This window comes from Lactococcus allomyrinae, from assembly GCF_003627095.1.
In the GTDB taxonomy this organism is placed as follows: Bacteria; Bacillota; Bacilli; order Lactobacillales; family Streptococcaceae; genus Lactococcus; species Lactococcus allomyrinae.
This window is the reverse complement of record NZ_CP032627.1, coordinates 886,778-913,205: the sequence shown is the minus strand read 5'-3', so window position 1 is coordinate 913,205 and position 26,428 is coordinate 886,778. Positions and strand designations below refer to the sequence as shown.

Genomic DNA, 26,428 nt, shown 5'->3' with positions numbered 1-26,428 from the left:
TAAAAATCAAAAGCGGTTTTCCGCTTTTTTAAACCAGATAATAGTCAGAAAATAATCAATTATCAAAATTTAATGACTGAGAGGGAAAGAAATGAAAGCTGAAGCAAAAAAAGCATTGAAAACAACTTTGTGGCAGCCAGACTTTGAGTCGGATGCTTGTGGAATGGGCTTTATTGCTCAAATTGATGGTAGGGCAAGTCATCAACTTGTTGAACACGCACTTACTATGCTTAAACGGATGAATCATAGAGGGGGGACAGGTGCCGAACCGGAAACAGGAGATGGAGCAGGGATTTTACTTGCTTTACCGCATGAATTTTTTGTAAAAATAGCCGAGGAAAATAAAGTAAAACTTCCAGCGAAAGGACACTACGCAGTAGGGCAATTCTTTCTTTCACGTCAAGAAAACAAGCAAAGGCAAGCATTAGAATCCATTACTGCCGCAGTAAAAGCGCAGGGGCATGAAGTTTTATTCACACGTGCAGTTCCTTTTCATTATGAATCATGCGGATTGACTGCTCAAAAAATTATGCCTGCTTTTGTGCAAGTGTTCATTGAACAAAAAAATGTCAGTGCCGACAAAGATTTTGAAAGTGATTTATTTGATATTCGTCGTTCACTCGAAAAAAGATTCGATGAAAATGACTTGTATATTTGTTCTTTGTCAAGTAAGACAGTGGTCTATAAAGGAATGTTGCACGCTTATCAGGTTAAATTATTCTATCCAGATTTATCTGATGAAACTTTTAAAAGCCATATTGCTTTGACACACAGTCGCTTTTCTACAAATACTTTTCCATCATGGAATCGGGCGCAGCCTTTCCGTTTTTTAGCGCATAATGGCGAAATTAATACGTTACGTGGTGCTGAAAATTGGATGAAAGTTCATGATATTGAGATGTATAACTCTGAGAACTCTGACTCAGCAAAACTGGAAAATTGTATGGAGTATCTTTATAGAAACGGGCGAGAAATGCCCGAGAGTTTACTTGCAATGATTCCAGAAGCTTGGGGGGAAAATACAGGTTTGGCTCCTGAACTAAAAGCATTTTACGAATACAGTACGGCACATATCGCACCTTGGGACGGTCCAGCTGCGCTTGTATTTACTGATGGAACAACTGTTGGTGCCAGACTTGACAGAAACGGGCTACGACCAAGCCGTTATCTTGTTACAAAAGATAATTTTATCATTCTATCTTCAGAGTCTGGTGTTGTGGATATTCCAGCCAATCAAATCGTTGAAAAATCAGTACTTGGTCCAGGTAATATGATTTTGGTCAACACTGACAAAGGCGAAATGATAAGAAATGATGCAGTCAAAAAATATTATGCGAGTAAATATCCTTACCAAGATTGGCTATCAGCAGGTTTAAAAAATCTGTCAGCACTGACAGAAAAAATATCTACTGACAAAATTCCGTCAGCAAGCATTAAAGCAATGTGGAAACTGTTTGGCTACAATGACGAAATGATTCGTACGGTTATGTTACCAATGGCAGAAAATGCAGCAGAGCCTACAATATCAATGGGATTTGATGCGCCATTAGCTGTTTTGTCAGAACAAGCGCAGTCACTTTATAACTTCTTCAAACAACAATTTGCTCAGGTCACTAATCCACCCATAGATGCGATTAGAGAGCAGATTGTTATTGGCACAGAAACTTATCTTGGTGAAGATGGTAATCCAGCTTCTATCAGCAGTGACAATATTCGTAAACTCAAATTAACAAGCCCAGTCCTTTCAACAACAGACTTTGAAAAGATTTTAGCACTAAAAGAACCTCAATACCACGCAGAAGTTGTTTCTACGTTGTATGATGAAAATGACATTTTAGAAAATGCGCTAAATAAATTGTTTTATAAAGTCGAAGGACTCGTCAATGCGGGTGCGACAATCATTGTTCTGAGTGATAGAGCCTTTGAAAAAGGAAGGGTGCCAATGCCCATTTTGCTTGCTTTATCAGGATTATATCACTATATGCTTGGAAGACGTGCCGCATCAAAATTTGCGATTGTTTTAGATACAGCAGAAGTTTCCGAAGTCCATCACTTTGCAACACTTGTGGGTATGGCGCATCTGCAATTCATCCTTACGGTGCTTATGCGACACTATCAGATTGGGAAATGGGCTCACCCGAACAACTTGAAAATTATCGTCATGCTGCTGAAAAAGGAATTGTGAAAGTCATGAGTCGTATGGGGATTTCAACCATTGTCGGCTATAAAGGGGCTCAGCTTTTTGAAGCCATTGGTTTATCAAAAGAAGTTGTTGACAAATATTTTACAGGGACGAGCACAAGAATCGGCGGACTTTCATTGGCACAAATAGAAGATGAATATCGTGCTAGATATAAAAAAGCGTATGGTCATCGTGCAAATGACTTACTTGAAACAGGCGGAAGCTTTCAGTATCGTTCGCTTGAAGATGGTGGAGAACATCATATTTATGATCCAATCATGATTTATGAAATCCAAAATGCTGTCCGTCAAAATGATTATCAAAAGTTTAAAAAATATACAGGATATTTGACTGACGAAGCGAAACAACATCCAACAAGTCTGCGGCATATCTGGGAAATCAAATCCGATCGTAAACCAATAGCGTTAGCGGAAGTTGAACCTGCCTCAAACATTGTCAAGCGATTTAAAATCGGTGCAATGAGCTTCGGATCACTATCCAAAGAAGCGCATGAATGCCTAGCTGAAGCGATGAATTCCATTGGCGCCAAGTCAAACTCTGGAGAAGGCGGAGAAAATGCGAAACGTTATGGTACTACATTTAATTCTAAAATCAAACAAGTTGCCTCAGGTCGCTTTGGTGTATCGGCAGCTTACTTGATGTCTGCTGAAGAAATCCAGATTAAGATTTCACAGGGAGCAAAACCGGGTGAGGGCGGACAATTGCCAGGTAAAAAAGCCTTTCCGTGGGTTGCAGAAGTAAGAAATTCTACACCTGGTGTGAGCTTGATTTCACCTCCACCCCATCATGATATTTACTCTATCGAAGATTTGTCTCAGCTTATCTTCGACCTTAAAAAAGTTAATCCCTATGCTCAAATTGATGTGAAATTAGTTTCGTCCACTGGAGTAGGAACAATCGCTACAGGCTGTGTCAAAGCTGGTGCTGATAAAGTCGTTATTTCTGGCTATGATGGTGGTACTGGGGCGAGTCCAAGAAATTCTACACGTGATGCAGGACTTCCGTGGGAAATGGGACTAGCTGAAGCACACCAAACATTGACAATGAATAATTTGCGTGACCGCATGATTTTAGAAACTGATGGCAAGGTTGTGACAGGTCGTGATGTTGCAGTTGCGGCAATGTTAGGCGCCGAGGAATATTCATTTGGTAGTCTTGCTTTAGTCGCTATTGGTTGTATTATGACAAGAAATTGTCATTTGAATACCTGCCCAGTAGGGATTGCGACACAAAATCCAAAATTACGTGCAAATTTCATGGGAAAACCTGAGCATATTGTGCGTCTGATGCATTTTATGGCAGAAGAACTGCGAGAAATTCTTGCAGAACTTGGTTTCCGAACGATTGACGAGCTTGTCGGTCATGCAGAGTTGCTTCATAAAAAAGAACAGCTTCCAGATAAGATGCAAGGTTTAGACTTTGAGCGAATGATTGGTCACACTTTACCTATCGCTGTCAAACATGAAAATCCATTTGATGAAAGTCGTCCTTGGCGTGAGCTTGACGCAACATTGGAATCAGCAATCAACTCAGGTGCTTTTTCGGATGTTCATGAAGAAATTAAAAACATTAATCGTACAGCTACAGCGAGAATGGCGGGATGGATTGCAGAACGTTATGGTAATTTTGGGCTGAAAGATGCTACAGTACGTTACAGCTATGATGGTGTTGCTGGGCAATCTTTTGGAGCTTACGCGACAGCTGGTATGGAGTTAACCCTTATCGGTGAGGCAAACGATTATATTGGAAAATCTCTATCTGGAGGACGATTGATTATTAAGCCACCTGTTGATGCTGCATATAACATAGAAAACACCTCTATCATTGGGAATGTCGCCCTTTTTGGAGCAATCGGTGGTGAAGCTTATTTCCGAGGTAGAGCAGGTGAACGCTGTGGTGTCCGAAATTCTGGTGCAGAGTTCGTTGTTGAGGGTGTAGGTGATCATGGTTGCGAATATATGACAGGTGGAGTTGCAGTGATTTTGGGCACAACTGGTCGTAATTTTGCAGCAGGAATGTCTGGAGGAGTCGCTTATGTATATGATGTTGCAGGAAATTTTGCAGGAAAAGTTAATCATGAAATGGTAGAACTTTATCATCTTGGAGAAACGACAGGCGATGATAAATTACAAATATTGTTGAAGAAACATTTACAATATACAAACTCTACAAAAGCACAATATATCTTGGAAAACTGGGAAACCGAACATCAAAAATTTATTAAAGTTTATCCGAGAGAATATCATCATATCAAAGATGTAGAAGAAACACTTGCCAAAACAGGTTTGTCAGGCGAAAAGCTTACGATGGCAACCTTTGAGAAAGTATCGGAGGTAATCTAATGGCAGATCCAAATGGATTTTTAAAATATCAAAAAGTAAATAATCCTTATAGGGAAGTTGCGGAGCGTGTACGCGATTTTGCAGAATTGCAAGTTCCTTTATCCGTAGAAGAACGAAAAAGACAAGCAGCGCGCTGTATGCACTGTGATGTGCCATTTTGTCATCAAGGAATCTTTTATGGTGGCAAACGAGTAGTTTCTGGTTGTCCAAATGATAATCATATTCCAGAGTGGAATGATTTGATTTATAGAGGAGTTCAGAAAAAAGCTTATGAACGTCTAGTATTAACTAACCCATTTCCAGAATTTACAGGACGAGTTTGTCCTGCACCGTGTGAAAAATCTTGTGCTGAAGCACTTCATGGTGAAGGGATAACTATTAAAGATAACGAACGTTTCCTTGGAGATTTAGCCAATGATTCAGGTTGGGTATTTGAAGCTGGGCAAGCAGCAGAGCCAACAGGTTTTGAAATTGCAGTGATTGGTTCAGGTCCTGCAGGTCTAGCTGCAGCCTGGAGGCTTAATCAGCTTGGACATACTGTCACGGTATTTGAAAAATCAGACCGTTTTGGTGGTTTGCTGATGTATGGTATTCCTAACATGAAGCTTGATAAGGACGTTGTTCAGGCACGAATTGATTTAATGGAAAAACTAGGTGTCCAATTTGTAGCGAATACTGAGATTGGACGTGATTTAAGTTATGATGATTTAGATAGCCGATTTGATAAAGTAATATTGGCAATTGGAGCTGGGGTACCAAGAGATTTACCTATCGCTGGTCGCGAATTATCAGGGATTCGTTTTGCAGTAGATTTTTTAACTGAAACAACAAAAACTGTACTCGAGATTGGTGAAAATAATGTTCCGAAATCACTTGAAGGAAAAAAAGTAATTGTTATCGGAGGTGGAGATACAGGAAATGACTGCATCGGGACAGCCGTTCGTCTCGGAGCAACTCGTGTTCAACAACTTGAAATTACGCCTCCTTTGCCTTTTGAGCGGACAGAAAATAATCCTTGGCCAGAATGGCCGATGGTTCTAAAACAAGGTTATGGACAGGAAGAAGCACAATTTGCGGGAAATATTGATTTGACTGCTTATAAAATGACTGCAACACAGTTTATCAGTAATAATCAAGGGCAAATCAAAGCATTACAAGTTGCTGAAGTTGGTCCAGATTTTAAACCTGTTACAGGTACTGAAAAATTACTAGAAGCTAATCTTGTATTGCTTGCGATGGGTTTTGTCAGTACTGACAAAGATTTACTGAGCACTTTCGGGGTAAAAGAAATTTACGATAATTATACAACTAATAATGACAAGATTCTGGTTGCTGGAGACGCAAGGCGTGGCCCCTCTCTCGTTATCTGGGCCATTCGTGAAGGGAGAAAAGCAGCTGAGGTTATTGATGAACAGCTGACAAAAATGGTTACGAGTTACTGATCAAAGTCTATCAGTAAACTAGAACATTCTGTCAGTAAAAGCTCAATTTGTCAGCAAGATATTTTGAGCTTTTTCAGTGATAACAGTGTAAGAACTAAGCTCATAATAGTTCATGTCTTGTAATTAAATCCATTGATAGGCAAGAGAGAAGGCAAGAGCGTTCCATATTTCTTGACGATGTCGTTCACCTCTGGGTATAACAGAGTTCTGGACAAGCAGCCTTACATCTTGTTATAATAGAGCAAAGAAAAAACATGGAGAATACTATGAAGATCCCTTTTGTAACAAAAACACAACTTGAACAGCTCACTGCTGAATATCCAACGCCCTTTCATTTGTATGATGAAAAAGGAATCCGTGAAAAAGCACGCGCACTTCATACTGCTTTTGCGTGGAATAAAGGTTTTAAAGAATTTTTTGCTGTAAAAGCGACACCTACACCAGCAATTTTAAAAATACTACACGAAGAAGGTTGCGGAGTAGATTGTGCAAGTTATGTGGAGCTGCTAATGTCACAAAAATGTGGATTTTCTGGTTCTGAAATCATGTTTTCATCTAATGATACACCAGCTGAAGAGTTTAAATTTGCCAAAAAAATTGGTGCAACAATTAATCTTGATGCTTATGAACATATTAAATTTCTGTCAGCACTGACAGACTTTGAATTTCCTGAAACAATGAGCTTACGCTATAATCCAGGAGGCGTATTCTCAATGGGAACAAAAATCATGGATAACCCAGAAGAATCCAAGTTTGGTATGACAAAAGCTCAACTATTTCAAGGAATTAAAGACTTGCAACAGCTTGGTGTGAAAAAATTTGGAATCCACAGTTTCCTTGCTTCAAACACTGTAACGAATGAATACTATCCAGAACTCGCTCGTCAGTTATTTGAACTTGCTCTTGAAATTCATGAAAAAACAGGTGTAACGCTTGATTTTATTAATTTATCAGGTGGGATTGGAGTGAACTATCGACCAGAGGAAAAGGCAAATGATATTGCCATTATTGGCGAGGGTGTCCATCAGGTTTATGATGAAGTTTTAACACAAAATGGTTTGGGTGAGGTCAAAATTTTCACAGAACTTGGAAGATTTATGCTTGCTCCTCATGGTGTTCTGGTCACAAAAGTACTTCACTTGAAAGAAACATATCGAAGCTATGTTGGTGTAGATGCAAGTGCTGTAAACCTGATGCGTCCAGCATTTTATAATGCCTACCATCACATCAGTGTGTCAGGTAAAGATAATGATGTAGCAACAGAAATTTATGACGTTACAGGTTCTCTTTGCGAGAATAATGATAAATTTGCTAAACAACGCTCACTTCCTAAAATAGAAATTGGAGATTTACTTGTTATCCATGACACAGGTGCTCATGGTTTTTCAATGGGTTATCAGTACAATGCCAAGCTCAGAAGTAGTGAGATTTTGCTCCAAGAAGATGGGAAAAGTCGAATGATTCGCAGAGCAGAGAAACCAGAAGATTATTTCGCCACACTTCAAGGTTTTGAATTTTAATAAAAAAAAACATACATTTATAAATAAAATGTATGTTTTTTTTATAAATAAAAGTAATGGAATGACATTCTTTTTCTAAAACATTCGCATAAAAACGAAGAGGTCAAAAAACTACAATTTTTCGTAGAAATCATCAGATATTTTAGCAATTAATAATCTATTTAATACATTGGCTATATTAATAGTATACAAAACATATATAGTATGTCAAGCTTTTTCTTTAGTATTTCTTAATAAATATTAAAAAATTATGATAAATATCAAATAAATCGTGATAAAATAATGATAATGCTGACAGATTCTCTTTCTATAATATTACTATTTTATTACTATTTCTTTCCGAAAAATTGTAGTTTTTCGTAGAAATCATAAAATTAAGGAGAGTTTATGAGTGAGAAGAAGATTAACGCGGGATTTAAACTAATGCTTCGTGAGAATTTAGCCAGTATTAAAAGAGAAAATAAATTAATATTGACGAATTCAATTGTGGAAGAGAGCAGCCTATGATGACTACCACGAAAGAACAAGTAAGCATCAGTACACGTATAAAACAGTTAAAAGCAGAGATGCGACACCATCGTCTTTCCATTTTAAAACTCTCGGAAGATTTAAACTATCCCGCCACATTAATAGCAGATATCCTTTTTTTAAGAAAAAAACCTGATATGGATTTGTTGGACAAGATAGAAAATGAAATAAAAAATTCCTCGAAAAATAGAAAAATATCACAGAGAGTCCGTAATTTTCCAGATAATCCCATGGAAATGTCAAATAAATCCTATCAATCTTTAGATTTTTCTCACTCAAACATTCCCAATAAGCTAGGAGAAAAAATTAAAAAAATTCGTACTGAACTCAATTTTTCTGAATTAGAGCTTGGAGCGACTCTTTCACCTAGTGTTCCTGCAAATTTTATTGAAGAAATGGAGAATAATCAATTCATTCCATCAATAGAGCATCTCATTGAGATCTCAGATTTGGGAGAAACCACACTAGACTGGCTACTCAGAGATTAGAAAAGGCATCAGTAACATAAATTTCATTACAAAAACTACTGACAAAATACATAAATTTTGATATAATAAGGTGTCATCAATGGCGAAAGCGTTTCGCCAAATTTAGGAGATTCAAAATGAACTTATTGTTAGCTATCTTGCTTATGGTTGTCTGCCTTCTGGCTGGTTTCTTTGGGGGAACATGGTTCTCACAAAGACAAACTAAAAAAATGCTCATGGATAACCCGCCACTTAATGAAGATGCTGTGCGTCTTATGATGGGTTCAATGGGACGTAAGCCAAGCGAAGTACAAGTTCAACAAGTTCTTCGTCAAATTCGTGCTGCAGCAAAACAAGCCGACACAAAGAAAAAATAAGTAAAAGTGTATACGCTGAGCAAGTAGCAGGGACATTGTACCAAGCTCTCTCAGCGTTTACTTTTATCGGTAGCAAAAAAGGACGCTGGATAAACATATACAGCTTCTTTAACTCTTGAAGGAGAAGAAAAATGGACAACCGACCAATAGGCCTATTAGATTCAGGTGTCGGCGGACTGACCGTTGCTCGTGAGCTCCTCAGACAGCTCCCTAACGAAGAAATTGTCTATATCGGAGATACGCGTCGCGCGCCTTACGGCCCTCGGAGCAGTGAGCAGATTCTTGCTTTCACTTGGGATATGGTCAATTTTTTGCTTTCAAAGAATGTAAAAATGATTGTTATGGCTTGCAACACAGCAACAGCGGTGGCACTCGAAAATGTAAAAACTAAACTTGATATTCCTGTTATTGGAGTTATATTGCCCGGAGCTTCTTCAGCAATTCAACAAACAACAGGTAAAAAGATTGGTGTCATCGCTACACAAGCTTCTGTAAGGTCGGGTGAATATCCAAAAGCCATACATTTCAAATCACCCTCAATCGAAGTAACCAGTTTAGCCTGTCCCAAATTTGTTCCAATTGTTGAGTCAAATGAGATGGATTCATCAATTGCTGAAAAGGTTGTTAAAGAGAGTTTAAAACCTCTTATAGGAAAAGTTGATACACTTATTTTGGGATGTACTCATTACCCATTGTTACGTACTTTAATACAAAAAACAATGGGTGAAAATGTTAAATTGATTGATTCAGGAGCTGAAACCGTACGTGATATCTCAGTTTTACTTAATTATTTCATGCTAAATGGAACAGAACGTGAACAGATTAATCATCAGTTCTATACGACGGCGGGTATTGAGTCATTTCAAACTATCGCAGAAAAATGGCTGAATATTGGTCATATAAATGTTATGCACACTGAAATAGAAGATCGCAAGGAACTTTAAATGGAAAATACATTGATTATTGCCACAAGGAACAAAGGAAAAACTAAAGAGTTTGAGAGTCTGCTTGGTGATTTTGGCTATGAAATCAAAGATTTGACAGACTATCCAGAACTTCCCGAAATTGAGGAAACTGGAACAACTTTCGAAGAAAATGCACGTTTGAAAGCTGAGCAAATTTCAGAACTCACTGGCAAAGTAGTGATTGGTGATGATTCAGGACTCTGTGTAGATGCACTGGGAGGATTACCTGGAATTTGGTCACATCGGTTCTCCGCACCAAATCCTACTGATGAAAAAAACATCACCAAACTTTTGCATGAACTTGCTCCAACAGCAATTTCACCAGAAAAAAGAAGTGCACATTTTCATACGACGCTAGTTGCTGCCAGACCTAACCATGAAAGTTTAGTTGTTGAGGCTGATTGGAATGGTTATATTGGATTGACGCCAAAAGGAGAAAATGGTTTTGGATATGATCCCATTTTTCTAGTGGATGCGTTTCGGACAGCAGCTCAATTATCAGATGAAGAGAAGAATAAAGTTTCTCATAGAGGGCAAGCGCTTCGAAAGCTGATGAAGGAGCTTCCAGAGTGGTTGAATAATTGATTTTCATAATGCTATTTATGTAATATAAAATTTATTTAAGAAGGTATCTATGTTTGTAGTAATGTCAGATTCACATTATGATCGTGAGGTCATAAAATCAATTAAAGAGAAGTATCAAAATACTGCAAGTCACATTTTTCACTGTGGAGATTCAGAACTTCCCAGTTCAGATGAAATTTGGAAAGGGATTACAGTGGTTGCTGGCAACTGTGATTATGATGATGGATATCCTGAGTATGTTCTCAAAGAAGTTGAAGGAAAAAACGTGTTGATTACTCACGGTCATTTATTTTATGTTGGCTTGGGATTGGAACATTACTCATACTTTGCTGAGGAAAAAGAAGCAGATATTGCTTTATTTGGACATATTCATAGACCCGTTGTTCAAAAAATCAATCATACTGTTTATGTGAATCCAGGTTCTGTTGCACAACCAAGAGGAGAATATGACATTAAAATGTATGCTGTGATTGAAATTGAGGAAGAACAATATAATATCTCTTATCATAATCTTCAGCATGAACCAATCCCAGAATTACAGTTTAAACTATAACTTATATCTTGAGGGGGAGTAAGTGATTGATAAAAATATAGAAGAGTTTATTTTAAGTAGAAGTGACACCTTCATTGTGCCCGCAAAAAATGTTGCAGTTCTGTACGCAGAGCATAATATTGCACACGCGAAACTGTTACTCAGTCAATATAAGTATTCACGGGTTCCAGTATTGAACAATCAGAAAGAATATGTAGGCGTGCTTGGCTTAACAGAAATAGTTGAGTTTGAAATGGAACATGATTTCTTTTATGAAAAATCACAAAACACAACAATCTCAGAGATTGTAAATAAAGAAGTGCCAACTTTAAGACCTTCAGCTACTCTTGAAGAAATTATGAATAAACTCATTAAAGAGCCTTTTTTGCCTGTTGTTAAAGGACAAGAATTTATTGGAATTATTGTTCGACAAGAAATATTGAAAGCATTCAATGCTTTTTCTCATGACTTTACAAAATATTATGAAATTACCAAACGAAATTGATGGGTATTTGAGTAGTAAGGATTTTTCAGCAAATACTCGTTTGAACTACTACTATGATTTAGCTTCTTTTCACGATTTTTTTGAAGAAAGAACAATATCAGAAGAAGCATTGGAGCTTTACAAATTACATCTTTCGGCGCTTTCTCCATCTGCTCAACGGAGAAAGCTTTCGAGCGCAAATCAGTATCTTTTATATCTTTATCAAAACAAAAAAATAAATCGTTACTATAAATTAGAACAGATTTCTCAAAAGAAAATAGATAAAACTCATAGTTATCATCCAAAAATAAAGGAATTTCCAGAATTTTACGGACCACTTACTGGTCCAGGACAATTTTTAGCTTTATTAATTTTAGAGTTTGGTTTAAATTTTTCAGAGATTCAAAAGTTAAAGTGGGAAAATTTTAATTGGAAATTTAAATATTTGACAGTTGAAAAATCTGGAATTAAACGTGTACTTCCCATTAGGGAGAAATTTTCAATGCGTGTTAAAGCAATCAAAAATGCTGATGAACTATTTGCAAAATCAAGGCAATTTCTCTATACTGAACTAAAAAAATTTACCCCATATTCTTCAAAAGAAATTAGAGAACAATATATTTTGCATCAGGTAAAAAATGGAAAAACAATTTACGAAGTTGCAGGATTATTAGGGTTATCAACGATTACTACACTTGAGAAATATTATAGATAGAGGAATTACATTATTAAAAATATGTAAATATGATAAAAGAAATAAATATAAAGATTGACAACTTTGAAGGTCCGCTGGATCTCCTTTTACACCTTGTTAGTCAATATCAAATGGATATATTTCAAGTTCCATTAGTACCAGTTATAGAACAATATCTTAATTATATTAGAAAAATGCAAACTCTTGAGTTAGAAATTGCTGGTGAGTATATGCTTATGGCTAGTCAGCTTATGCTTATTAAATCTCGAAGACTTCTACCAACGATCTCTGATGATTTTATAGAGAATACGGAACAGTTAGAATATGACTTACTTGCACAAATTGATGAGTATCGAAAATATAAGATGTTATCTCAAAGTCTTAATAATCTACATGATGTGCGAAGTCATTACTATTCAAAGTCCAAGACAGAAATCATTACGGATGAAACGAGTCTTATCAAAGATAAAAATGCAATAGATTTATTTTTGGCTTTTAATAAAATTCTTGAACTTCAAAGGCAACAGATAGAGGATGAGAACACAACAATAGAAGCTGAGAAATATACGATAGCTGATAAAATTTTAGAACTTACTAAAAAGTTTACAAAACAAAAAATATGTAAATTTTCGAGTTTGTTTTCTGAAGGTGCTAAAAAAGAAGAACTAGTCACGACTTTTATGGCATTACTAGAATTGATTAAAAATCAACAAATTTCTTTTTCTCAAGAAGAACTTTTTGGGGAAATCATATTAGAAAGAAAAGGAGAGCTGAAGTATTGAATAAGACTGCTACTTGTGAGCTTTTACTTTTTGTTTCTGGTGAATCAGGCTTGACCCTTACCGAGTTGTCATCACTGGCTGAACTTTCTAAACAAGCCTGTCAACAGCAAATCGTTTATCTTCGAGAAAAATATCATGCTGATGAAGAGTCTGCTTTAACAATTATTGAGACCGCGGGAAAGTATAGAATGGCAACAAAAGAGGAATTTTCTGATTTGCTTAGCACTTATGCGAAAACACCGCTTAATCAGTCTCTATCAAAGTCAGCGTTAGAAGTATTATCTATTATTGCCTATAAGCAGCCTTTAACTCGATTAGAAATTGAACAATTGCGTGGTGTTAATTCATCTGGAGTTATTGCTACTCTGCGTGCTTTTGATTTGATTGAAAAAGTAGGAGAGCTTGAAGCTCCAGGACGTCCTAGTCTTTATGCAACAACAGAGTTTTTCTTAGATTATATTGGGATTAATCATCTTGCGGAACTTCCAGAAGTTGATGAAGAACAATTTATAGCAGAGAAACAAATTTTATTTAATGAAAGTGATGAAGATGCGAATTAATAAATATTTGGCACACGCTGGTGTGGCAAGTCGCCGCAAAGCAGAAGAATTAATCTTAACAGGAAAGGTTGTAGTTAACAATGTTCCTATGACGAATCTAGGTTATCAAGTTTCCTCAGGAGATGTGGTTGAAGTAAATGGTGTAGCGGTTTATAATGAAGAGCCAGTCTACTATTTATTGAACAAACCACGTGGTTACATTTCTTCTGTAAGTGACGATAAAGGGCGACAAACAGTAATGGATTTAATGCCTCAAGTAAAGGAAAGAATTTACCCTGTGGGACGTTTGGATTGGGACACAAGTGGTTTACTTTTATTAACTAATGATGGTGAGTTCACTAACTTAATGACACACCCAAAACACGGTGTAGATAAGGTTTATGTTGCCAAAGTTGAAGGGCAGGCGAATAAAGAAAATTTACGTCCACTGACTTTAGGAATTAAAATTGATGGGAAAAAGATGAGTCCCGCACGCTATGAAATCATCAAACAGGATAAAGTCAAAAATCACTCTATTGTTAGTTTAACAATTCATGAAGGACAAAATCATCAAGTTAAAAATATGTTTGCGGCAGTAGGACTTCCAGTTCAAAAATTAAGTCGTATTCAATATGGAACATTGGTTTTAGATGGAGTTCCTACTGGGCAATATCGTCGTTTGAATAAGAAAGAAGTTTCGCAATTAATTAATGCGGCACAATCTTAATAAAGAGCATCCTGTAGGATGCTCTTTATTAATTTATCTCTATTTTGGAATATTGTTCGGTAAAAAAATATAGTAATCCAGTATGAGAACTTAACTCTTGAAAAGAAGAATCTACTTGTGCTATAATAAGCTTATCTTCAGGGCACCGTGAGATTCGGGACCGGCGGTAAATAGGGCTTTGACCTTATGACTCCGCGATTCGCAATAGCGATTGAAGCAGTGAGAACCTGCTAGCGACAGTTAAATGTGACCAAATGGGAACATTTAATCAATAGATTTTGTTTAACAAAATTTATTGATTTGATAGTCTGGATGGAAGAAGATGAACAATTTTTGTGATGTAATCACTGCTTTTTTGCTATGATTATCGTTTTTGGCCAAACAAAAAAATGTCTATCAACTTCCTCGAAATTTGAAGAATCATTTTCTCATATTTGGAGGTTTTTTTATGTCTAAAACACGTCGTATGGTGCTTATTGCTATGCTTGCTGCACTTTCTACAGTTTTATTATTGCCTATTTTACAATTTCCACTTTTACCAGGGATTGATTTCATGAAGGTTGAACTTTCGATTATTCCTGTATTAGTAGGGGTATTTACTTTGGGGCTTGGAGATGGATTTATTATCTTGTTTATCCGTTCAATTCTATGGTATATCTTATTTAATCAGGGTCCATCGACTTGGATTGGTGTTCCAATGAATTTTATTGCGCTTGGGATTTTTATGACAATGGTGTGGCTCTTTACTAAGAAGAAGTTTTCAATCAAAAATTATATTGTGGGTGTTGTTTTTGCAACGATTTCGGCAGTAGTGGTCATGATGATTTTGAATGTATTCTATGCCCTCCCACTATACCGTCTGGCAGCAGGATTTGATGTTGACAAGATTTTTCCTGGGGCAGTTCATCTTTTTGATATGGGATCTTTGGCGGTAACGTTCAATCCTAACTACTTGATGAGTGTTGTTCTTCCCTTTAATACGATTGAAAACTTAATTTTTGCGCTTGTCTTTGGTTTAATTGTTGCTGTTTTCCGAAAAAATAAAGTGGTTAAATTTTATAATGTTTAAGATAAAAGGTTGATAAATCAACCTTTTTTGTTTTATTCTGAGTTTTTATGCTATACTAATCTTTAGAATATTATAAAATAAATTGGAATAAACTTTATGGGAATTTTTAGAGACCTCTGGTGGTTTTTTAAATCAGAGAAGAAAGGTTATGGAATAGGTCTATTTGCACTTTTTATGGTGTCAATGACACATCTGATTCCACCGTTAGTGATTGGAGAAATTATCGACCATATTGTGAAGCATACGTTGTCTTTAACGTTAGTTCTAGAATTTTCTGGAATTTTATTGGCAACTGCGGCTTTTGAATATGGTTTTCGCTATCTTTGGTCAACAAATATTTGGGGCGAGGCTTTTAAGCTAGAAAAAATCATGCGGGTGCGCCTTTTTCGGCATTTTTTGCGGATGGATACACTTTTTTATCAACGAAATCGTACAGGGGATTTGATGGCTCATGCCACTAATGATTTGCAAGCAATTCAGGAAGTAGCTGGTCGTGGCGTTTTAACGTGGGCAGATTCATTGATGACGGGTGGAACAACGATTATTGCCATGCTTTTGTTTATTGATTGGCGTTTGACAATTATTGCTGTGCTTCCTTTACCTTTTTTAGCATTAGTTTCAAAGATTTTGGGTGATAAAATTCATGTGAGTTTTGAACATGCTCAAGAGACGTTTTCTGAGATGAATGATAAGGTACAAGAGTCAATTACTGGAATGAAAGCGATTAAATCTTTCGGAGAAGAAACGCAAGATATGGCGGACTTCCAGCAAAAATTAGATAACATTGATGAGGCTTTTGTCAAGGTCAATCGAATTGATTCGATGTATGATCCTTTAATTACACTAATTGTTGGTGTATCCTATACTTTGACGATTGCACTTGGAGGCTATTATGTGGTACATCATGTATTAAGCTTAGGTCAATTGGTTGCGTTTATGACTTATATCGGTAATTTGGTTTGGCCGATGTTTGCAATTGGTGTGTTATTTAATGTGATTGAACGGGGGCGTGCATCGTATTCACGCGTGGATAAATTATTGGCTCAGGAGGCTGAATCAAAAGTTTCTGAAGGAAAGTTATTGATGCCTGATTCGGGAGATTTGACTTTTAATGTTCAGAATTTTACTTATCCAAATGAGCATGAAGGGCGTAATCTACAGAATGTTCAATTTGATTTGAAAAAAGGTAAAGTACTTGGTCTGGTTGGACGGACGGGTGCTGGAAAATCGACGATTATCAAGTTATTAATGCGTGAGTTTGACCATTATGAAGGTGAAATTGATTTTGCTAGTCGAGATATTATGGATTACCAGCTTGATGAATATTTGCCTGCGATTGGCTATGTGCCGCAGGAACATTTCTTGTTTTCAATGTCAGTAAGAGATAATATCCGTTTCGCGCGAATGATGGCTTCTCAAGAAGAAGTTGAGCTTGCTGCTAGAGCTGCGGGAATTCACGAGGATATTGTTGCTTTTCCTGCAGGCTACGATACGCTGGTTGGAGAACGTGGTGTTTCACTTTCTGGAGGTCAAAAGCAACGTTTATCCATTGCTCGTGCTTTGCTGATTCAACCTAAAGTTTTAATCTTAGATGATGCATTGTCTGCAGTAGATGCAAAGACTGAACAGTTGATTTTATCTAATTTAAAGGCACTTCGTCATGAAAGTTCGACTTTGATTGTCAGTCACAGACTTTCGTCAGTAATGGATGCTGATGAAATTTTGGTCTTAGAAGCTGGTAAGATTGCGGAACGTGGCTTGCATGGAAATCTGATAAAAGCTGAGGGCTGGTATGCGCAAATGTGGCAAATGCAACAGATTGAGAGTCACCTTGAAAGCCAAAATTCTCCATATTCACTGACAGAAAAGCGGAGCAAGGACGACGAGTCTGTCAGTATGCTGACAAAAGTGAAGGGAGGCAATAATGATGGAGAATCGTGATGAAAAAATGTCTGTCAGTGAGAGTTGGCAAGTTTTTAAATTTATTTTCAAATTTTTGCTTCCTTTCAAGCGGTATTTTATTTGGGCGTTTGTGTTTAGCGTGATAACAACGGCATTGGCTTCGATTATGCCTTTCGTTCTTTCTGCTTTTATGGATTCTTATTTGACACCGATGAGAGCAACCGACCAAATTATTTTTTATTTTGCAGGACTTTATTTAGCGCTTGCAATTATTAATTCAATTGCTTTTTTCTTCAAATGGAACTATCTCCAAAATGGATCGATTTTTGTTAATCAATATATTCGTAAAAAGGTTTATGCAAAAATTCACACTTTGGGAATGAGGTATTTTGACCAAAAACCCACAGGGTGGTTAATTACGCGAATCACTAATGACACGGATTTGTTTGACTTTTGGCAGATGCTGTTTAATGCATTAACAAGTGTGTTGTCTATTATCATTGCTTTTATTGCACTATTTTTGATTGATCATCAAATTGCATTAGTTATGTTAATTTTTTTGCCGATTTTGTTGTTGTCAGTGATGCTTTATCAACGTGTTAGTACGCGTGTTTATCGCGCAATGTTGGCAAAACGTTCGGAATTAAATACAAAGTTAAATGAGTACATTTCTGGGATGCGTATTATTCAACAATTTCGTCAGGAGTCTCGATTAGGAAAGGAATTTGAAGAAACAAATGATGAATACTATGGTTTCAGACGACGAGTCATTCAAATTAATGGAATATTACTCAGTCCATTAGTCAATTTCTTGATGGCAATCTCGATTATTGTCGTTTTGGTCATGTATTCTGATAGAAGTATGCACACCGTTGTTGCAGCTGGCTTAGTCTATGCTTTTATCAGCAATGTGCAAATTTATTTTAATCCAATTTCTGGGCTGATGGATTCTTTATCAAATTTTTCAAATGGTCTAGTGGCCTCAAGTCGAATCAAATCTATCATGGAAGAAACAGAATTTTCACCGAAACAGGCTACTGATGGTTCCGTCAATAATTTACCTACGATTACACAAGGAAAAATTGAATTTCGAGATGTAAGTTTTTCTTATGATGGGGAGCATCAGGTGCTTAAACACATTTCGTTTGTGGTAAATCCTGGAGAAACCGTGGCTTTTGTCGGACATACAGGCTCTGGGAAGTCAAGTATAATCAACGTTTTCATGCGTTTTTATGAATTTTCCGAAGGGCAAGTTTTGATTGATAACCGAGATATTCGTAGCTATTCGAAAGAGGAATTGAGAGAGAAATTAGGCCTAGTTTTGCAAGATTCGTTCATGTTTGTTGCATCAGTTACTGACAATATTAAAATGATGAAGCCTGTCATTACTGACAAAGCTGCTAAAGAAGCTGCAAAATTTGTTCAAGCTGACCGATTCATTCAGCAACTAGAAAACGGTTATGATACGCGTGTTATTGAGGGCGGGGCAGCTTTTTCAGCAGGTGAACGGCAGTTGATTAATTTTGCTAGAACGATTGTCAGAAATCCTAAAATTCTTCTCTTAGATGAAGCAACCGCAAATATTGATACAGAAACAGAAGCACTGATTCAAGCAGGGCTGACCAATATGCGTCAAAACCGTACAACAATGGCGATTGCTCACCGTTTATCAACGATTAAAGATGCCAATCAGATTCTTGTACTTGATAAAGGAGAAATCATTGAACGTGGCAATCATGATGAACTCCTTGAGCAAAATGGTTATTATGCGGATATGTATCGGATTCAAACCCTACAAAATGAACTTTAATGATTTCTGTCAGTACTGACAGAAATTTTTTATCAGAAAAACTGATATTTTATATTGACAAAGTAGAAATATTAGAATATAATATAAGAAAAACTGATAAAAGGGGCTGAGTAATGAACTTTGGGAAAAATCTTAAGCAACTTCGAATAAATGCAAAGCTTACTCAGAGCCAGCTTGCTGAACAACTTGGTATGAAACAAAGTGCCTATGTCCTTTGGGAACAAAAAGAGAGCAATCCAACACTAGAATTATTGGCAAAATTGTCAGAAATTTATGAGTTATCTATCGAAGAACTCATCAAAAAAACTGATTATTCTACCGAAAAACAGCTATTAAAAAATTATCGTTTGCTGACAGAGGAACAGCAGGAATCTGTCATTAATTTTACTGATTTTTTGATTGAGCAAAATAAATCAAATATTATCGAGTTAAAAACTTATTCTCGGAATTCACTTTATTATGCGATAGTTGAAGATGAAGAGTTGTCAGCAGGAACGGGAAACTCTGTCAATAACACTGGAGGGTATTATAAAGCTTATACTACTATACCCCTTTCTCGTTATGATGGTGCTGCACGAGTTAAAGGAGAATCTATGGAGCCTAAGTTTCCTAATTTCTCTATCGCAACATTTTTACATACTGGTTTTGGTCGTAGCGGTGATATCTATGCAATCGCTGAAGGGGATTTGGGAGAAGAGCAACTTTACATTAAACAAGTTTTTGAAGAAAAAGATTGCTTTAGAATTCATTCACTCAATCCAGACCCACAATATAAAGATTTTTATCTAGGACAGGCAGATAATTTTCGTATTATTGGGCCAGTTGTGGATCATTTTGAAGAAATTGAAGAAGCACAGATTGAGGACTAAGAGTAAATGATAACTTGGATAAAAGATATTTTACCGATTTTAGGAATTGGGGTAGTTTTTGCACTATTGTATGAATTAGTCCTCTGGATTTCCGTAAAACTTGATGAAAAAGAGATAAAAAAAACAAAAAAGCAGGAGCAAGAGATGAGTAAAATAAAAAATTTACATTTCTTCAAAAAGGAAAAAAGTATTGCTTGAATGATTTTAAAAAATAAAATTTCTTAAATTTTCTCTTGCAAATCTATGAAAATTTTGCTATACTGTTAAAGGTTCTAAAAGAACTGACCGAAGACAGTAGGGGACGTATGTCATAATATTCCTACCGAGGACAAATATCACAGTAAAAAATGATAATTGAACTCTCTATGTCTATGGTCGGCATAGTTTTTTTATGCCCGACAATAAAATATGGAGGTAAAAAAATGAGCGATTACAAAGTAAATGAAGCAACAATTGCTAAGAAAGCAGAATTGGTTGATGTTTACACAAAAAAAATGGCTGATGCAGCATCTATCGTTGTTGCAGATTCACGTGGTTTGACAGTTGATCAAGATACTCAACTTCGTAAACAACTCCGTGAAGCTGGCGTTGAATTCAAAGTGGTTAAAAACTCAATCTTGCGTCGTGCAGCTGAAAAAGCTGGTCTTGAAGGTTTATCAGAAGCTTTCTCAGGCCCATCAGCAGTAGCATTTTCTAACGAAGATGTTGTAGCACCTGCAAAAGTTTTGGCTGACTTCGCGAAAGAAGCTGAAAATCTTGAAATCAAAGCTGGTGTAATTGAAGGTAAAGTTTCTTCAAAAGAAGAAATTCAAGCTATTGCGTCTCTTCCAAGTCGCGAAGGTCTTCTTTCAATGCTTCTCTCAGTGCTTCAAGCACCAGTTCGCAACGTGGCCCTTGCAGTCAAAGCAGTTGCGGAAAAAGAAGAGTCAGCAGCTTAATGATAGGCTATTTGTTGCTCAAGCAACAAATAATCGGCGGATTTACGCAACAAAATAAAAAATTAATAGGAGAATATTAAAATGGCATTGAACATTGAAAACATCGTTGCTGAACTTGAAACAGCTACAATCCTTGAACTTTCAGAACTCGTAAAAGCAATTGAAGAAAAATTTGACGTAACTGCAGCAGCTCCTGTAGCAGCAGTAGCAGGTGCTGGTGAAGCAGCAGCTACTAAAGATTCATTTGACGTTGAATTGACTGGAGCAGGCGATAAGAAAGTTGCAGTTATCAAAGAAGTTCGTGGTATCACAGGTCTTGGTCTTAAAGAAGCTAAAGAACTTGTTGACGGTGCACCTGCACTTGTTAAAGAAGGTGTTTCTGAAGCAGAAGCTAACGAAATCAAAGAAAAACTTGAAGCAGCTGGTGCTTCAGTTAACCTTAAATAAAAATTATTATCAATTTGAATAAGCTAGAAATATTTTTAGCATTTCTAACAAAAGTCTACTAAAAATTTAGTAGACTTTTTTCATTTTTTATAAAAAAAGAACTATTCATATATTTAAGTTAAGAAGTTATCTATTACTTAATAATGGACTGAATAGATGCAAAAAAACAGTGCATAAGGTATTTTATGCACTGTTTTTTTGTAGAGGTATGATAACTGGAAACGGTACTTCTAAAAAAGTCAGTAGTATGAAATATAACATTTTCAATTGTTCAAAAATTATCTAATAAAATCAAAAATAATCAGGAATAGGTTCTAAATTTATTCCTGATTATTAATCAATTGATATCCATTTCATTGATTACTTGATGTCTTTATAGATTAAATCATACATTGAAGTCCTTATTAAAAAGCAAAATTTAGGTTTAAAAACGCAAGGTTTTACAGGATACTGTTCGCTTAACCAAATAGATATTATCCCAAAGAAATGATTATTCCAAAGAGAATATAGTTTTTTAGGTGAAATAATTGGAGAAAGATTGTTAATTTTTACAAGAAGTTCATAACGTTTCTTTATCCAAGGGAAAGACAATTCTGTAAATTGTATTATAGCCTGATGAAGTCGATCTGAAATTGATAAAATACGAATCACATCGCGATGTTTCCATAATATATTTAGAACGATATCTGCGAAAATCTCAATGGGGAGTTCATTTGGGTCATGCTGGAAAAGCCGATCATTAATTTCAGTTAAAATCTGTGAATAAATGAAATCGAAAATACCATCAATTCCCTGATTGTTAAAATTTTTTTGTATTGTATTACGAGTAACCCCAGTTCTACGAGTTATTTCTTCTAAGTTGAGTATGCCGTTTTCGGACATAATATTAAGTAAAGCCTGAATAACAATTTGCTTGGTATCTTTTGCCATAGGGCTCCTCCTATCTAAAATATATTTCAATTACTTTATTTTAATAGTTATTTTGTCAAAATGAAAGTAAATATTAGTAAAATTATTGAACCAATCACTTTATTTTTTAGAGTGTTTTTTACTACCCCAATTAGAAAACTAATAAAAAATAGTATTAACGTGGATTAGTTTGTTTTAAATAAACTAAAATCATGTATTAATAACTCAAAAAAAGATTGTATTGATAATATTTTACACAAAAAAGCCTTAATCTCTTAATGAAATGGGTATAATTAACGGAAGTAATCAATTTTAAATTATTTCATTATTGTTTGTAAACTAATAGAAATGTGTTTTAATAAATACATATAACGTAGCAAAACGATTACAAAGATTAAAAATATTTTATTTTAAGGTTTTATATTGCAAATAATAAAAAATATTTTTTATCATAATTTGTACTGAAGTATGAGCGATGTTATATAAATCCTAAATACTAATTTATCTTCTGGAATTATACAATTTGTATCGACTACCTAGTTAATAAAGAATTTAGTATTTTAATGATTTTGGCTATATTTTTAGCAATACTATATAAGGAGAAAGAATGAACAAAAAACATTTATTTGCATTGCTTCTGTTGCTTTTAATGATGCCTACAGTTTATGCTCACGCAGCCGAAACAAAGTATAACACGCAAGGCCGTGTAGGGTTTACAGGTGTTTGGACAACGCCCCCGTCCTCAAGTGGTGAGAATGTTGCTCCTGCGGAATCTAAACCAACTCTTCCTAAGGAGCAAAGTATTCTTCCCAAAACGGGAGATGCAACAAATTCTTCAGTTATAACAAGTTTTGCAGGAATGATTCTTTTATTCCTCATTACAGTTTATAAAAAGCATAAAAGGAGGGAAGCCATATAGGAAAATACTAAAGCCAAAGTTTTATTACTCACCATTTGAAAAATAATTTATTTCTAATGGATTAACATTTAAGGAGAAACAGTTAATGAACAAATTAGTATTAAAATCTTCAGCACTATTAGCAACAGTTTTAATTGCAGGACCAGTGCTTATTTCTACCGCAGGTGCAGCAACGACTACTGGTGGTGACTATACTTCTAGTGCCAACCTTACTTTGCAAGCAGGTACAGGGCCAGTAGACCCCCTTGACCCCACTGATCCAACGAATCCCGTCACTCCCGTGGATCCAGGCACCCCAGGAGCACCAGGGAACTTGACAGTTGACTATGGTTCAACACTTTACTTCGGTACACAATCAATCTCTACACAAGCACAAACTTATTATGCTCACCCTGACATGGTAGTAGATAAAGATGATGCGACTAAAATCGTACCCAACTACGCGCAAGTAACTGACCAATCAGGAGATCTGGCAGGCTGGACGTTGACCTTGACCCAAGCCTCAGATCTTCACTTGAGCTCTGGTAGTTCTTCAGATGCAGGTTATGCACTTACTGGAGCACAAATTAACTTCACTGGTGGAACAATTGTAGGTGGGAACGGAATTACCTCAGGTACACCAAGTGATGTTGTGACCTCAGGTTCACTCACACCAGGTGTAGCGACTAAACTTGTTTCAGCAGCTGAAAATGAAGGAGCAGGAACTTGGCTTTACAACTTTGGTGATGTAGATGCGTATGATGCAGCATCAGTAGATACTGCAAACACCTCAGACCAATCCAAAGTTGCGACAAAATCAGCAATTAGTTTAACCGTTCCATCAGGTTTGGTAGAAAAAGCAGCAGCTTATACGACAGATTTATATTGGAGTCTCCAAGCAGTACCAGGCAATGATTGGTCAGGTAACACATCTGCAGTCAGTCAATAAAATCATATCAGATTAAAAATAGGATTATTTAAAAGGAGACAACTCATGAATAAAATGTTACTGAAATCAGCATCAGTATTGACAACATGCCTTGTAGTAGGACCTATGATTGCTGGTACTGTAAGTGCTGCAAGTACAGGTGGAGACTACACGTCTAATGGTTACGTTAACTTTGAAGAAGGGGATAATACAGGGATTAGCCCAGTTGACCCATTAAATCCAACAGTTCCAGTAGGACCAACGAACCCAGATGGTACAGACCCAGCACCAGGGACAGGTGGCGCGCTTTCTATTGACTTTGCGTCAAGTTTGAGCTTTGGTACACAGAAGATCTCATCTAATGATGCCACTTATTATGCACATGCTCAATGGATTAGCAAAGATAAGGATGGAAATGACGTTGATATCACTCGTCCTAACTATGTCCAAGTCACAGATACACGCGGAACATGGGATGGTTGGACTTTAACTGTTGCCGAAAGTGACCAATTTCAAAATTCAGATGGAGATCAGTTGACTGGAGCAGAGCTATCTTTCAGCAAAGGCTATACGGAGGGGACCACAGCAGCAACACCAGGTTATGTTAATACTGATAGTTTTACAGTAGGGACAGCAGCAACTAAGATTTTAGGTGCAGGCACTAATCAAGGAATGGGGACTTGGGTTTACGGTCTTGGCGGCAACGCAGACTACCAAGAAAACGGAGGCCCTCATCTTGATAATGATGCAGTATCAACAGCATCACCAATTACTCTTAAAGTTATTGCAGGGACCAATAAAGCGACAGCTTACACGACTCAACTTAATTGGTCATTAACGAATGCTCCAGGGAACTAAGTCATTTGCTTAACCTCAATAACATGAAAAGGAGGGTACTGTGAAAAAAATAACATTGTTAAGCGTGCCTCTCATCCTGATTTCATTGGGTTTAGCCCATAAAGCTTACGCCGCCACGACACAGACCTACGATTCACAGGGAATTGTTGGATTTAGTACAGGAAGTGGTGTTCAACCCCCTGTAGATCCTAATACACCTGATCCTACCCTTCCTGTAGATCCACAGAATCCAGACGGTTCAAAACCTACTCCTGGCGGAGATGGCCCACTTACAATCGATTTTGCATCAAGCTTTGATTTTGGAACTCACGATATCTCAAATGAAGATGAAACCTATCTTGCGAAAGCTCAAAAGTATTTTAATTCAGAGACTTTAACGCCCAATTACGTCCAAGTAACAGACAGACGTGGCACATTTTCGGGTTGGGCTTTAAAAGTTGTAGAAACTTCTCAATTTACGCAAGTTGGTACAGGTCCCCAGAAATATAAAGTGCTTAACGGCTCTGCGATTTCTTTGAAAAACCCAGTTCCAGCATCTACAAATGGAGCATCTGCTCCCAAAGCTCAAGAAGTACTCAGCTTAATTCCAGGTGTAGAAACGCAAGTCGCACTTGCTACATCTGGTGAAGGTGCAGGGACTTGGGTGATTCGTTGGGGAAGTCAAACTAGTATTACGAAGGATGGTCTCACCCCAGATGTAACACTATTTGTACCTGGTACGACACCAAAAGATGCAGCAGCTTATACCACAACACTAAATTGGATATTATCTGATTTACCAACGAATACTCCAACTTAATACAAGAGGAGTAAGCGATAAAAACTTATTTATATCTCAGAAAGGCAGGACAATTTCATGTCTAAATCAGCAGTAAAATATATTTCATTAGCCACACTTGGACTTTTGGCCGCTTCCATTGCGCCACAAATTGCTAGTGCTGCAACAACACAAGTATACAATTCACAAGGTGAAGTTACATTCACACCTGGTACCGACACAACAGGACCAGTTGACCCACAAGATCCAACTACTCCCGTCACTCCTACAGAACCAGATGGTGTTAACCCTGGAGGTCCAACAATGCCAGATAGCGGTTTGACGATTGTTTATGCATCAAGCTTTGATTTTGGTAGTCATCCAGTCAGCAATAAAGCAGAAGTTTATAATGCAGCAGCACAAAAATTGGACGATGGTACCACACGTACAAACTATGTTCAAGTTGCGGATAACCGTGGAACATTCTCTGGATGGAACTTAAAAGTACAAATGACTGACTTCACTACTTCAGATGCAGGGCTTGTTGCTAATGGTCATGGAACACTTACTGGTGCAACAATTACACTTGGAGATGCAGAAATTCAAGGTGCTGGTACAGCAAATCCAGCCGATATTTCAGCAGCATCAACAGTATTGACACCAGGTGTTCAATCGGGAACAATCCTTGGAGCAACAGCAGGACATGGTTCAGGTAACAGCTTGCTTGACTTTGGTGGCAAAGATGGTGCAACCAAAGATACAGCCGTAACACTCGCAGTTCCAGCGGGTGTAGCTGGTGCAGCTCAATATACAGCAGACCTTACATGGACCCTTGATGACACACCTGCTAACTAAT

The 26,428-nt window shown here is 36.8% G+C and carries 24 protein-coding genes, 2 pseudogenes, 1 riboswitch and 1 other annotated feature; of the genes and pseudogenes, 25 read left to right on the top strand and 1 reads right to left on the bottom strand.

Annotated features, from left to right (window positions below; all coding sequences use genetic code 11):
* Positions 1–91 precede the first annotated feature (91 nt).
* From gltB to rplL, 20 genes and pseudogenes are all read left to right on the top strand, one after another.
* Positions 92–4,545 (top strand): annotated as a pseudogene (gene gltB, locus D7I46_RS04330) (glutamate synthase large subunit).
* Positions 4,545–5,987 (top strand): glutamate synthase subunit beta, encoded by a 1,443-nt coding sequence (locus tag D7I46_RS04325; RefSeq protein ID WP_120771773.1) that lies wholly within the window; start codon positions 4,545–4,547, stop codon positions 5,985–5,987. Before gltB ends, D7I46_RS04325 begins: the two are co-directional and overlap by 1 nt.
* Positions 5,988–6,253: 266 nt before the next feature.
* Positions 6,254–7,507: a diaminopimelate decarboxylase gene (locus tag D7I46_RS04320; RefSeq protein ID WP_120771772.1), complete on the top strand. Its 1,254-nt coding sequence runs from the start codon at positions 6,254–6,256 to the stop codon at positions 7,505–7,507.
* 503 nt (positions 7,508–8,010) lie between these two features.
* Positions 8,011–8,523 carry a helix-turn-helix domain-containing protein gene (locus D7I46_RS04315; RefSeq protein WP_120771771.1) on the top strand — a complete coding sequence of 171 codons (513 nt, stop codon included), beginning with the start codon at positions 8,011–8,013 and terminating at the stop codon, positions 8,521–8,523.
* A 116-nt stretch (positions 8,524–8,639) separates the two neighbouring features.
* Positions 8,640–8,879 carry a YneF family protein gene (locus tag D7I46_RS04310; protein WP_120771770.1) on the top strand — a complete coding sequence of 80 codons (240 nt, stop codon included), beginning with the start codon at positions 8,640–8,642 and terminating at the stop codon, positions 8,877–8,879.
* Between the two features lie 131 nt (positions 8,880–9,010).
* Positions 9,011–9,823, top strand: a complete 813-nt coding sequence (racE, locus tag D7I46_RS04305) for a glutamate racemase (protein ID WP_120771769.1) — start codon at positions 9,011–9,013, stop codon at positions 9,821–9,823.
* 12 nt (positions 9,824–9,835) lie between these two features.
* Positions 9,836–10,429 (top strand): annotated as a pseudogene (locus D7I46_RS04300) (nucleoside-triphosphate diphosphatase); the annotation flags it as partial.
* A 49-nt stretch (positions 10,430–10,478) separates the two neighbouring features.
* On the top strand, positions 10,479–10,982 hold the full coding sequence (locus D7I46_RS04295) for a metallophosphoesterase (protein WP_120771767.1): 504 nt from the start codon (positions 10,479–10,481) through the stop codon (positions 10,980–10,982).
* Positions 10,983–11,004: 22 nt separating this feature from the next.
* Complete coding sequence (gene cbpB / locus D7I46_RS04290) at positions 11,005–11,466, top strand: cyclic-di-AMP-binding protein CbpB (RefSeq protein WP_120771766.1); 462 nt, start codon at positions 11,005–11,007, stop codon at positions 11,464–11,466.
* Positions 11,444–12,160 (top strand): site-specific tyrosine recombinase XerD, encoded by a 717-nt coding sequence (xerD, locus tag D7I46_RS04285; RefSeq protein ID WP_120773286.1) that lies wholly within the window; start codon positions 11,444–11,446, stop codon positions 12,158–12,160. Before cbpB ends, xerD begins: the two co-directional genes overlap by 23 nt.
* Before the next feature lie 29 nt (positions 12,161–12,189).
* Positions 12,190–12,921 carry a segregation/condensation protein A gene (locus D7I46_RS04280; protein ID WP_120771765.1) on the top strand — a complete coding sequence of 244 codons (732 nt, stop codon included), beginning with the start codon at positions 12,190–12,192 and terminating at the stop codon, positions 12,919–12,921.
* Positions 12,918–13,481, top strand: coding sequence for an SMC-Scp complex subunit ScpB (gene scpB / locus D7I46_RS04275; protein WP_120771764.1), 564 nt, complete (start codon positions 12,918–12,920; stop codon positions 13,479–13,481). The genes D7I46_RS04280 and scpB overlap by 4 nt, the downstream gene beginning before the upstream one ends.
* A complete protein-coding gene (locus D7I46_RS04270; protein WP_120771763.1) occupies positions 13,471–14,187 on the top strand; it encodes a pseudouridine synthase in 717 nt (238 codons plus the stop codon). The genes scpB and D7I46_RS04270 overlap by 11 nt, the downstream gene beginning before the upstream one ends.
* Before the next feature lie 129 nt (positions 14,188–14,316).
* A riboswitch (FMN riboswitch) is annotated at positions 14,317–14,515 on the top strand.
* Positions 14,516–14,635: 120 nt separating this feature from the next.
* The gene (locus D7I46_RS04265; RefSeq protein WP_120771762.1) at positions 14,636–15,256 is read left to right on the top strand and encodes an ECF transporter S component; all 621 of its coding nucleotides are present in this window, start codon (positions 14,636–14,638) and stop codon (positions 15,254–15,256) included.
* A 96-nt stretch (positions 15,257–15,352) separates the two neighbouring features.
* Positions 15,353–17,197 carry an ABC transporter ATP-binding protein gene (locus tag D7I46_RS04260; RefSeq protein ID WP_120771761.1) on the top strand — a complete coding sequence of 615 codons (1,845 nt, stop codon included), beginning with the start codon at positions 15,353–15,355 and terminating at the stop codon, positions 17,195–17,197.
* The gene (locus tag D7I46_RS04255) at positions 17,184–18,968 is read left to right on the top strand and encodes an ABC transporter ATP-binding protein (RefSeq protein ID WP_120773285.1); all 1,785 of its coding nucleotides are present in this window, start codon (positions 17,184–17,186) and stop codon (positions 18,966–18,968) included. The genes D7I46_RS04260 and D7I46_RS04255 overlap by 14 nt, the downstream gene beginning before the upstream one ends.
* Before the next feature lie 113 nt (positions 18,969–19,081).
* The gene (locus D7I46_RS04250) at positions 19,082–19,837 is read left to right on the top strand and encodes a helix-turn-helix domain-containing protein (RefSeq protein WP_120771760.1); all 756 of its coding nucleotides are present in this window, start codon (positions 19,082–19,084) and stop codon (positions 19,835–19,837) included.
* 6 nt (positions 19,838–19,843) lie between these two features.
* A complete protein-coding gene (locus D7I46_RS04245) occupies positions 19,844–20,035 on the top strand; it encodes a hypothetical protein (protein WP_240424495.1) in 192 nt (63 codons plus the stop codon).
* 69 nt (positions 20,036–20,104) lie between these two features.
* Positions 20,105–20,236 (top strand) — a sequence feature (ribosomal protein L10 leader region).
* Positions 20,237–20,259: 23 nt separating this feature from the next.
* Positions 20,260–20,775 carry a 50S ribosomal protein L10 gene (gene rplJ / locus D7I46_RS04240; protein ID WP_120771759.1) on the top strand — a complete coding sequence of 172 codons (516 nt, stop codon included), beginning with the start codon at positions 20,260–20,262 and terminating at the stop codon, positions 20,773–20,775.
* Between the two features lie 81 nt (positions 20,776–20,856).
* On the top strand, positions 20,857–21,222 hold the full coding sequence (gene rplL / locus D7I46_RS04235) for a 50S ribosomal protein L7/L12 (RefSeq protein WP_120771758.1): 366 nt from the start codon (positions 20,857–20,859) through the stop codon (positions 21,220–21,222).
* Between the two features lie 360 nt (positions 21,223–21,582).
* On the opposite strand, the gene D7I46_RS04230 is transcribed toward rplL, so the two are convergent.
* The gene (locus D7I46_RS04230; RefSeq protein ID WP_120771757.1) at positions 21,583–22,152 is read right to left on the bottom strand and encodes a TetR/AcrR family transcriptional regulator; all 570 of its coding nucleotides are present in this window, start codon (positions 22,150–22,152) and stop codon (positions 21,583–21,585) included.
* Between the two features lie 586 nt (positions 22,153–22,738).
* Here D7I46_RS04230 and D7I46_RS04225 point away from each other — a divergent pair.
* The 5 genes from D7I46_RS04225 (at position 22,739) to D7I46_RS04205 (ending at position 26,427) form a co-directional block, all read left to right on the top strand.
* Positions 22,739–23,050: an LPXTG cell wall anchor domain-containing protein gene (locus tag D7I46_RS04225; RefSeq protein WP_120771756.1), complete on the top strand. Its 312-nt coding sequence runs from the start codon at positions 22,739–22,741 to the stop codon at positions 23,048–23,050.
* 85 nt (positions 23,051–23,135) lie between these two features.
* Positions 23,136–23,978, top strand: a complete 843-nt coding sequence (locus D7I46_RS04220) for a WxL domain-containing protein (protein ID WP_120771755.1) — start codon at positions 23,136–23,138, stop codon at positions 23,976–23,978.
* Between the two features lie 45 nt (positions 23,979–24,023).
* Positions 24,024–24,815, top strand: a complete 792-nt coding sequence (locus tag D7I46_RS04215; RefSeq protein ID WP_120771754.1) for a WxL domain-containing protein — start codon at positions 24,024–24,026, stop codon at positions 24,813–24,815.
* Between the two features lie 40 nt (positions 24,816–24,855).
* Entirely contained in the window at positions 24,856–25,614 is a 759-nt protein-coding gene (locus tag D7I46_RS04210; RefSeq protein WP_120771753.1) for a WxL domain-containing protein, read from the top strand.
* A gap of 57 nt (positions 25,615–25,671) precedes the next feature.
* Entirely contained in the window at positions 25,672–26,427 is a 756-nt protein-coding gene (locus tag D7I46_RS04205; protein ID WP_120771752.1) for a WxL domain-containing protein, read from the top strand.
* The last annotated feature ends 1 nt before the right edge of the window (position 26,428 follow it).

Excerpts from the sequence above, each read along its gene's own strand:
- D7I46_RS04315 (WP_120771771.1), top strand. The coding sequence starts at position 8,011 with ATGATGACTACCACGAAAGAACAAGTAAGCATCAGTACACGTATAAAA.
- D7I46_RS04225 (WP_120771756.1), top strand. The coding sequence starts at position 22,739 with ATGAACAAAAAACATTTATTTGCATTGCTTCTGTTGCTTTTAATGATG.
- racE (WP_120771769.1), top strand. The coding sequence starts at position 9,011 with ATGGACAACCGACCAATAGGCCTATTAGATTCAGGTGTCGGCGGACTG.
- D7I46_RS04280 (WP_120771765.1), top strand. The coding sequence starts at position 12,190 with ATGATAAAAGAAATAAATATAAAGATTGACAACTTTGAAGGTCCGCTG.
- D7I46_RS04220 (WP_120771755.1), top strand. The coding sequence starts at position 23,136 with ATGAACAAATTAGTATTAAAATCTTCAGCACTATTAGCAACAGTTTTA.
- xerD (WP_120773286.1), top strand. The coding sequence starts at position 11,444 with ATGAAATTACCAAACGAAATTGATGGGTATTTGAGTAGTAAGGATTTT.
- D7I46_RS04265 (WP_120771762.1), top strand. The coding sequence starts at position 14,636 with ATGTCTAAAACACGTCGTATGGTGCTTATTGCTATGCTTGCTGCACTT.
- D7I46_RS04255 (WP_120773285.1), top strand. The coding sequence starts at position 17,184 with ATGGAGAATCGTGATGAAAAAATGTCTGTCAGTGAGAGTTGGCAAGTT.
- D7I46_RS04310 (WP_120771770.1), top strand. The coding sequence starts at position 8,640 with ATGAACTTATTGTTAGCTATCTTGCTTATGGTTGTCTGCCTTCTGGCT.
- D7I46_RS04270 (WP_120771763.1), top strand. The coding sequence starts at position 13,471 with ATGCGAATTAATAAATATTTGGCACACGCTGGTGTGGCAAGTCGCCGC.
- D7I46_RS04260 (WP_120771761.1), top strand. The coding sequence starts at position 15,353 with ATGGGAATTTTTAGAGACCTCTGGTGGTTTTTTAAATCAGAGAAGAAA.
- D7I46_RS04320 (WP_120771772.1), top strand. The coding sequence starts at position 6,254 with ATGAAGATCCCTTTTGTAACAAAAACACAACTTGAACAGCTCACTGCT.
- rplJ (WP_120771759.1), top strand. The coding sequence starts at position 20,260 with ATGAGCGATTACAAAGTAAATGAAGCAACAATTGCTAAGAAAGCAGAA.
- D7I46_RS04230 (WP_120771757.1), bottom strand. The coding sequence starts at position 22,152 with ATGGCAAAAGATACCAAGCAAATTGTTATTCAGGCTTTACTTAATATT.
- D7I46_RS04250 (WP_120771760.1), top strand. The coding sequence starts at position 19,082 with ATGAACTTTGGGAAAAATCTTAAGCAACTTCGAATAAATGCAAAGCTT.
- D7I46_RS04295 (WP_120771767.1), top strand. The coding sequence starts at position 10,479 with ATGTTTGTAGTAATGTCAGATTCACATTATGATCGTGAGGTCATAAAA.
- D7I46_RS04245 (WP_240424495.1), top strand. The coding sequence starts at position 19,844 with ATGATAACTTGGATAAAAGATATTTTACCGATTTTAGGAATTGGGGTA.
- D7I46_RS04325 (WP_120771773.1), top strand. The coding sequence starts at position 4,545 with ATGGCAGATCCAAATGGATTTTTAAAATATCAAAAAGTAAATAATCCT.
- rplL (WP_120771758.1), top strand. The coding sequence starts at position 20,857 with ATGGCATTGAACATTGAAAACATCGTTGCTGAACTTGAAACAGCTACA.
- D7I46_RS04215 (WP_120771754.1), top strand. The coding sequence starts at position 24,024 with ATGAATAAAATGTTACTGAAATCAGCATCAGTATTGACAACATGCCTT.
- D7I46_RS04205 (WP_120771752.1), top strand. The coding sequence starts at position 25,672 with ATGTCTAAATCAGCAGTAAAATATATTTCATTAGCCACACTTGGACTT.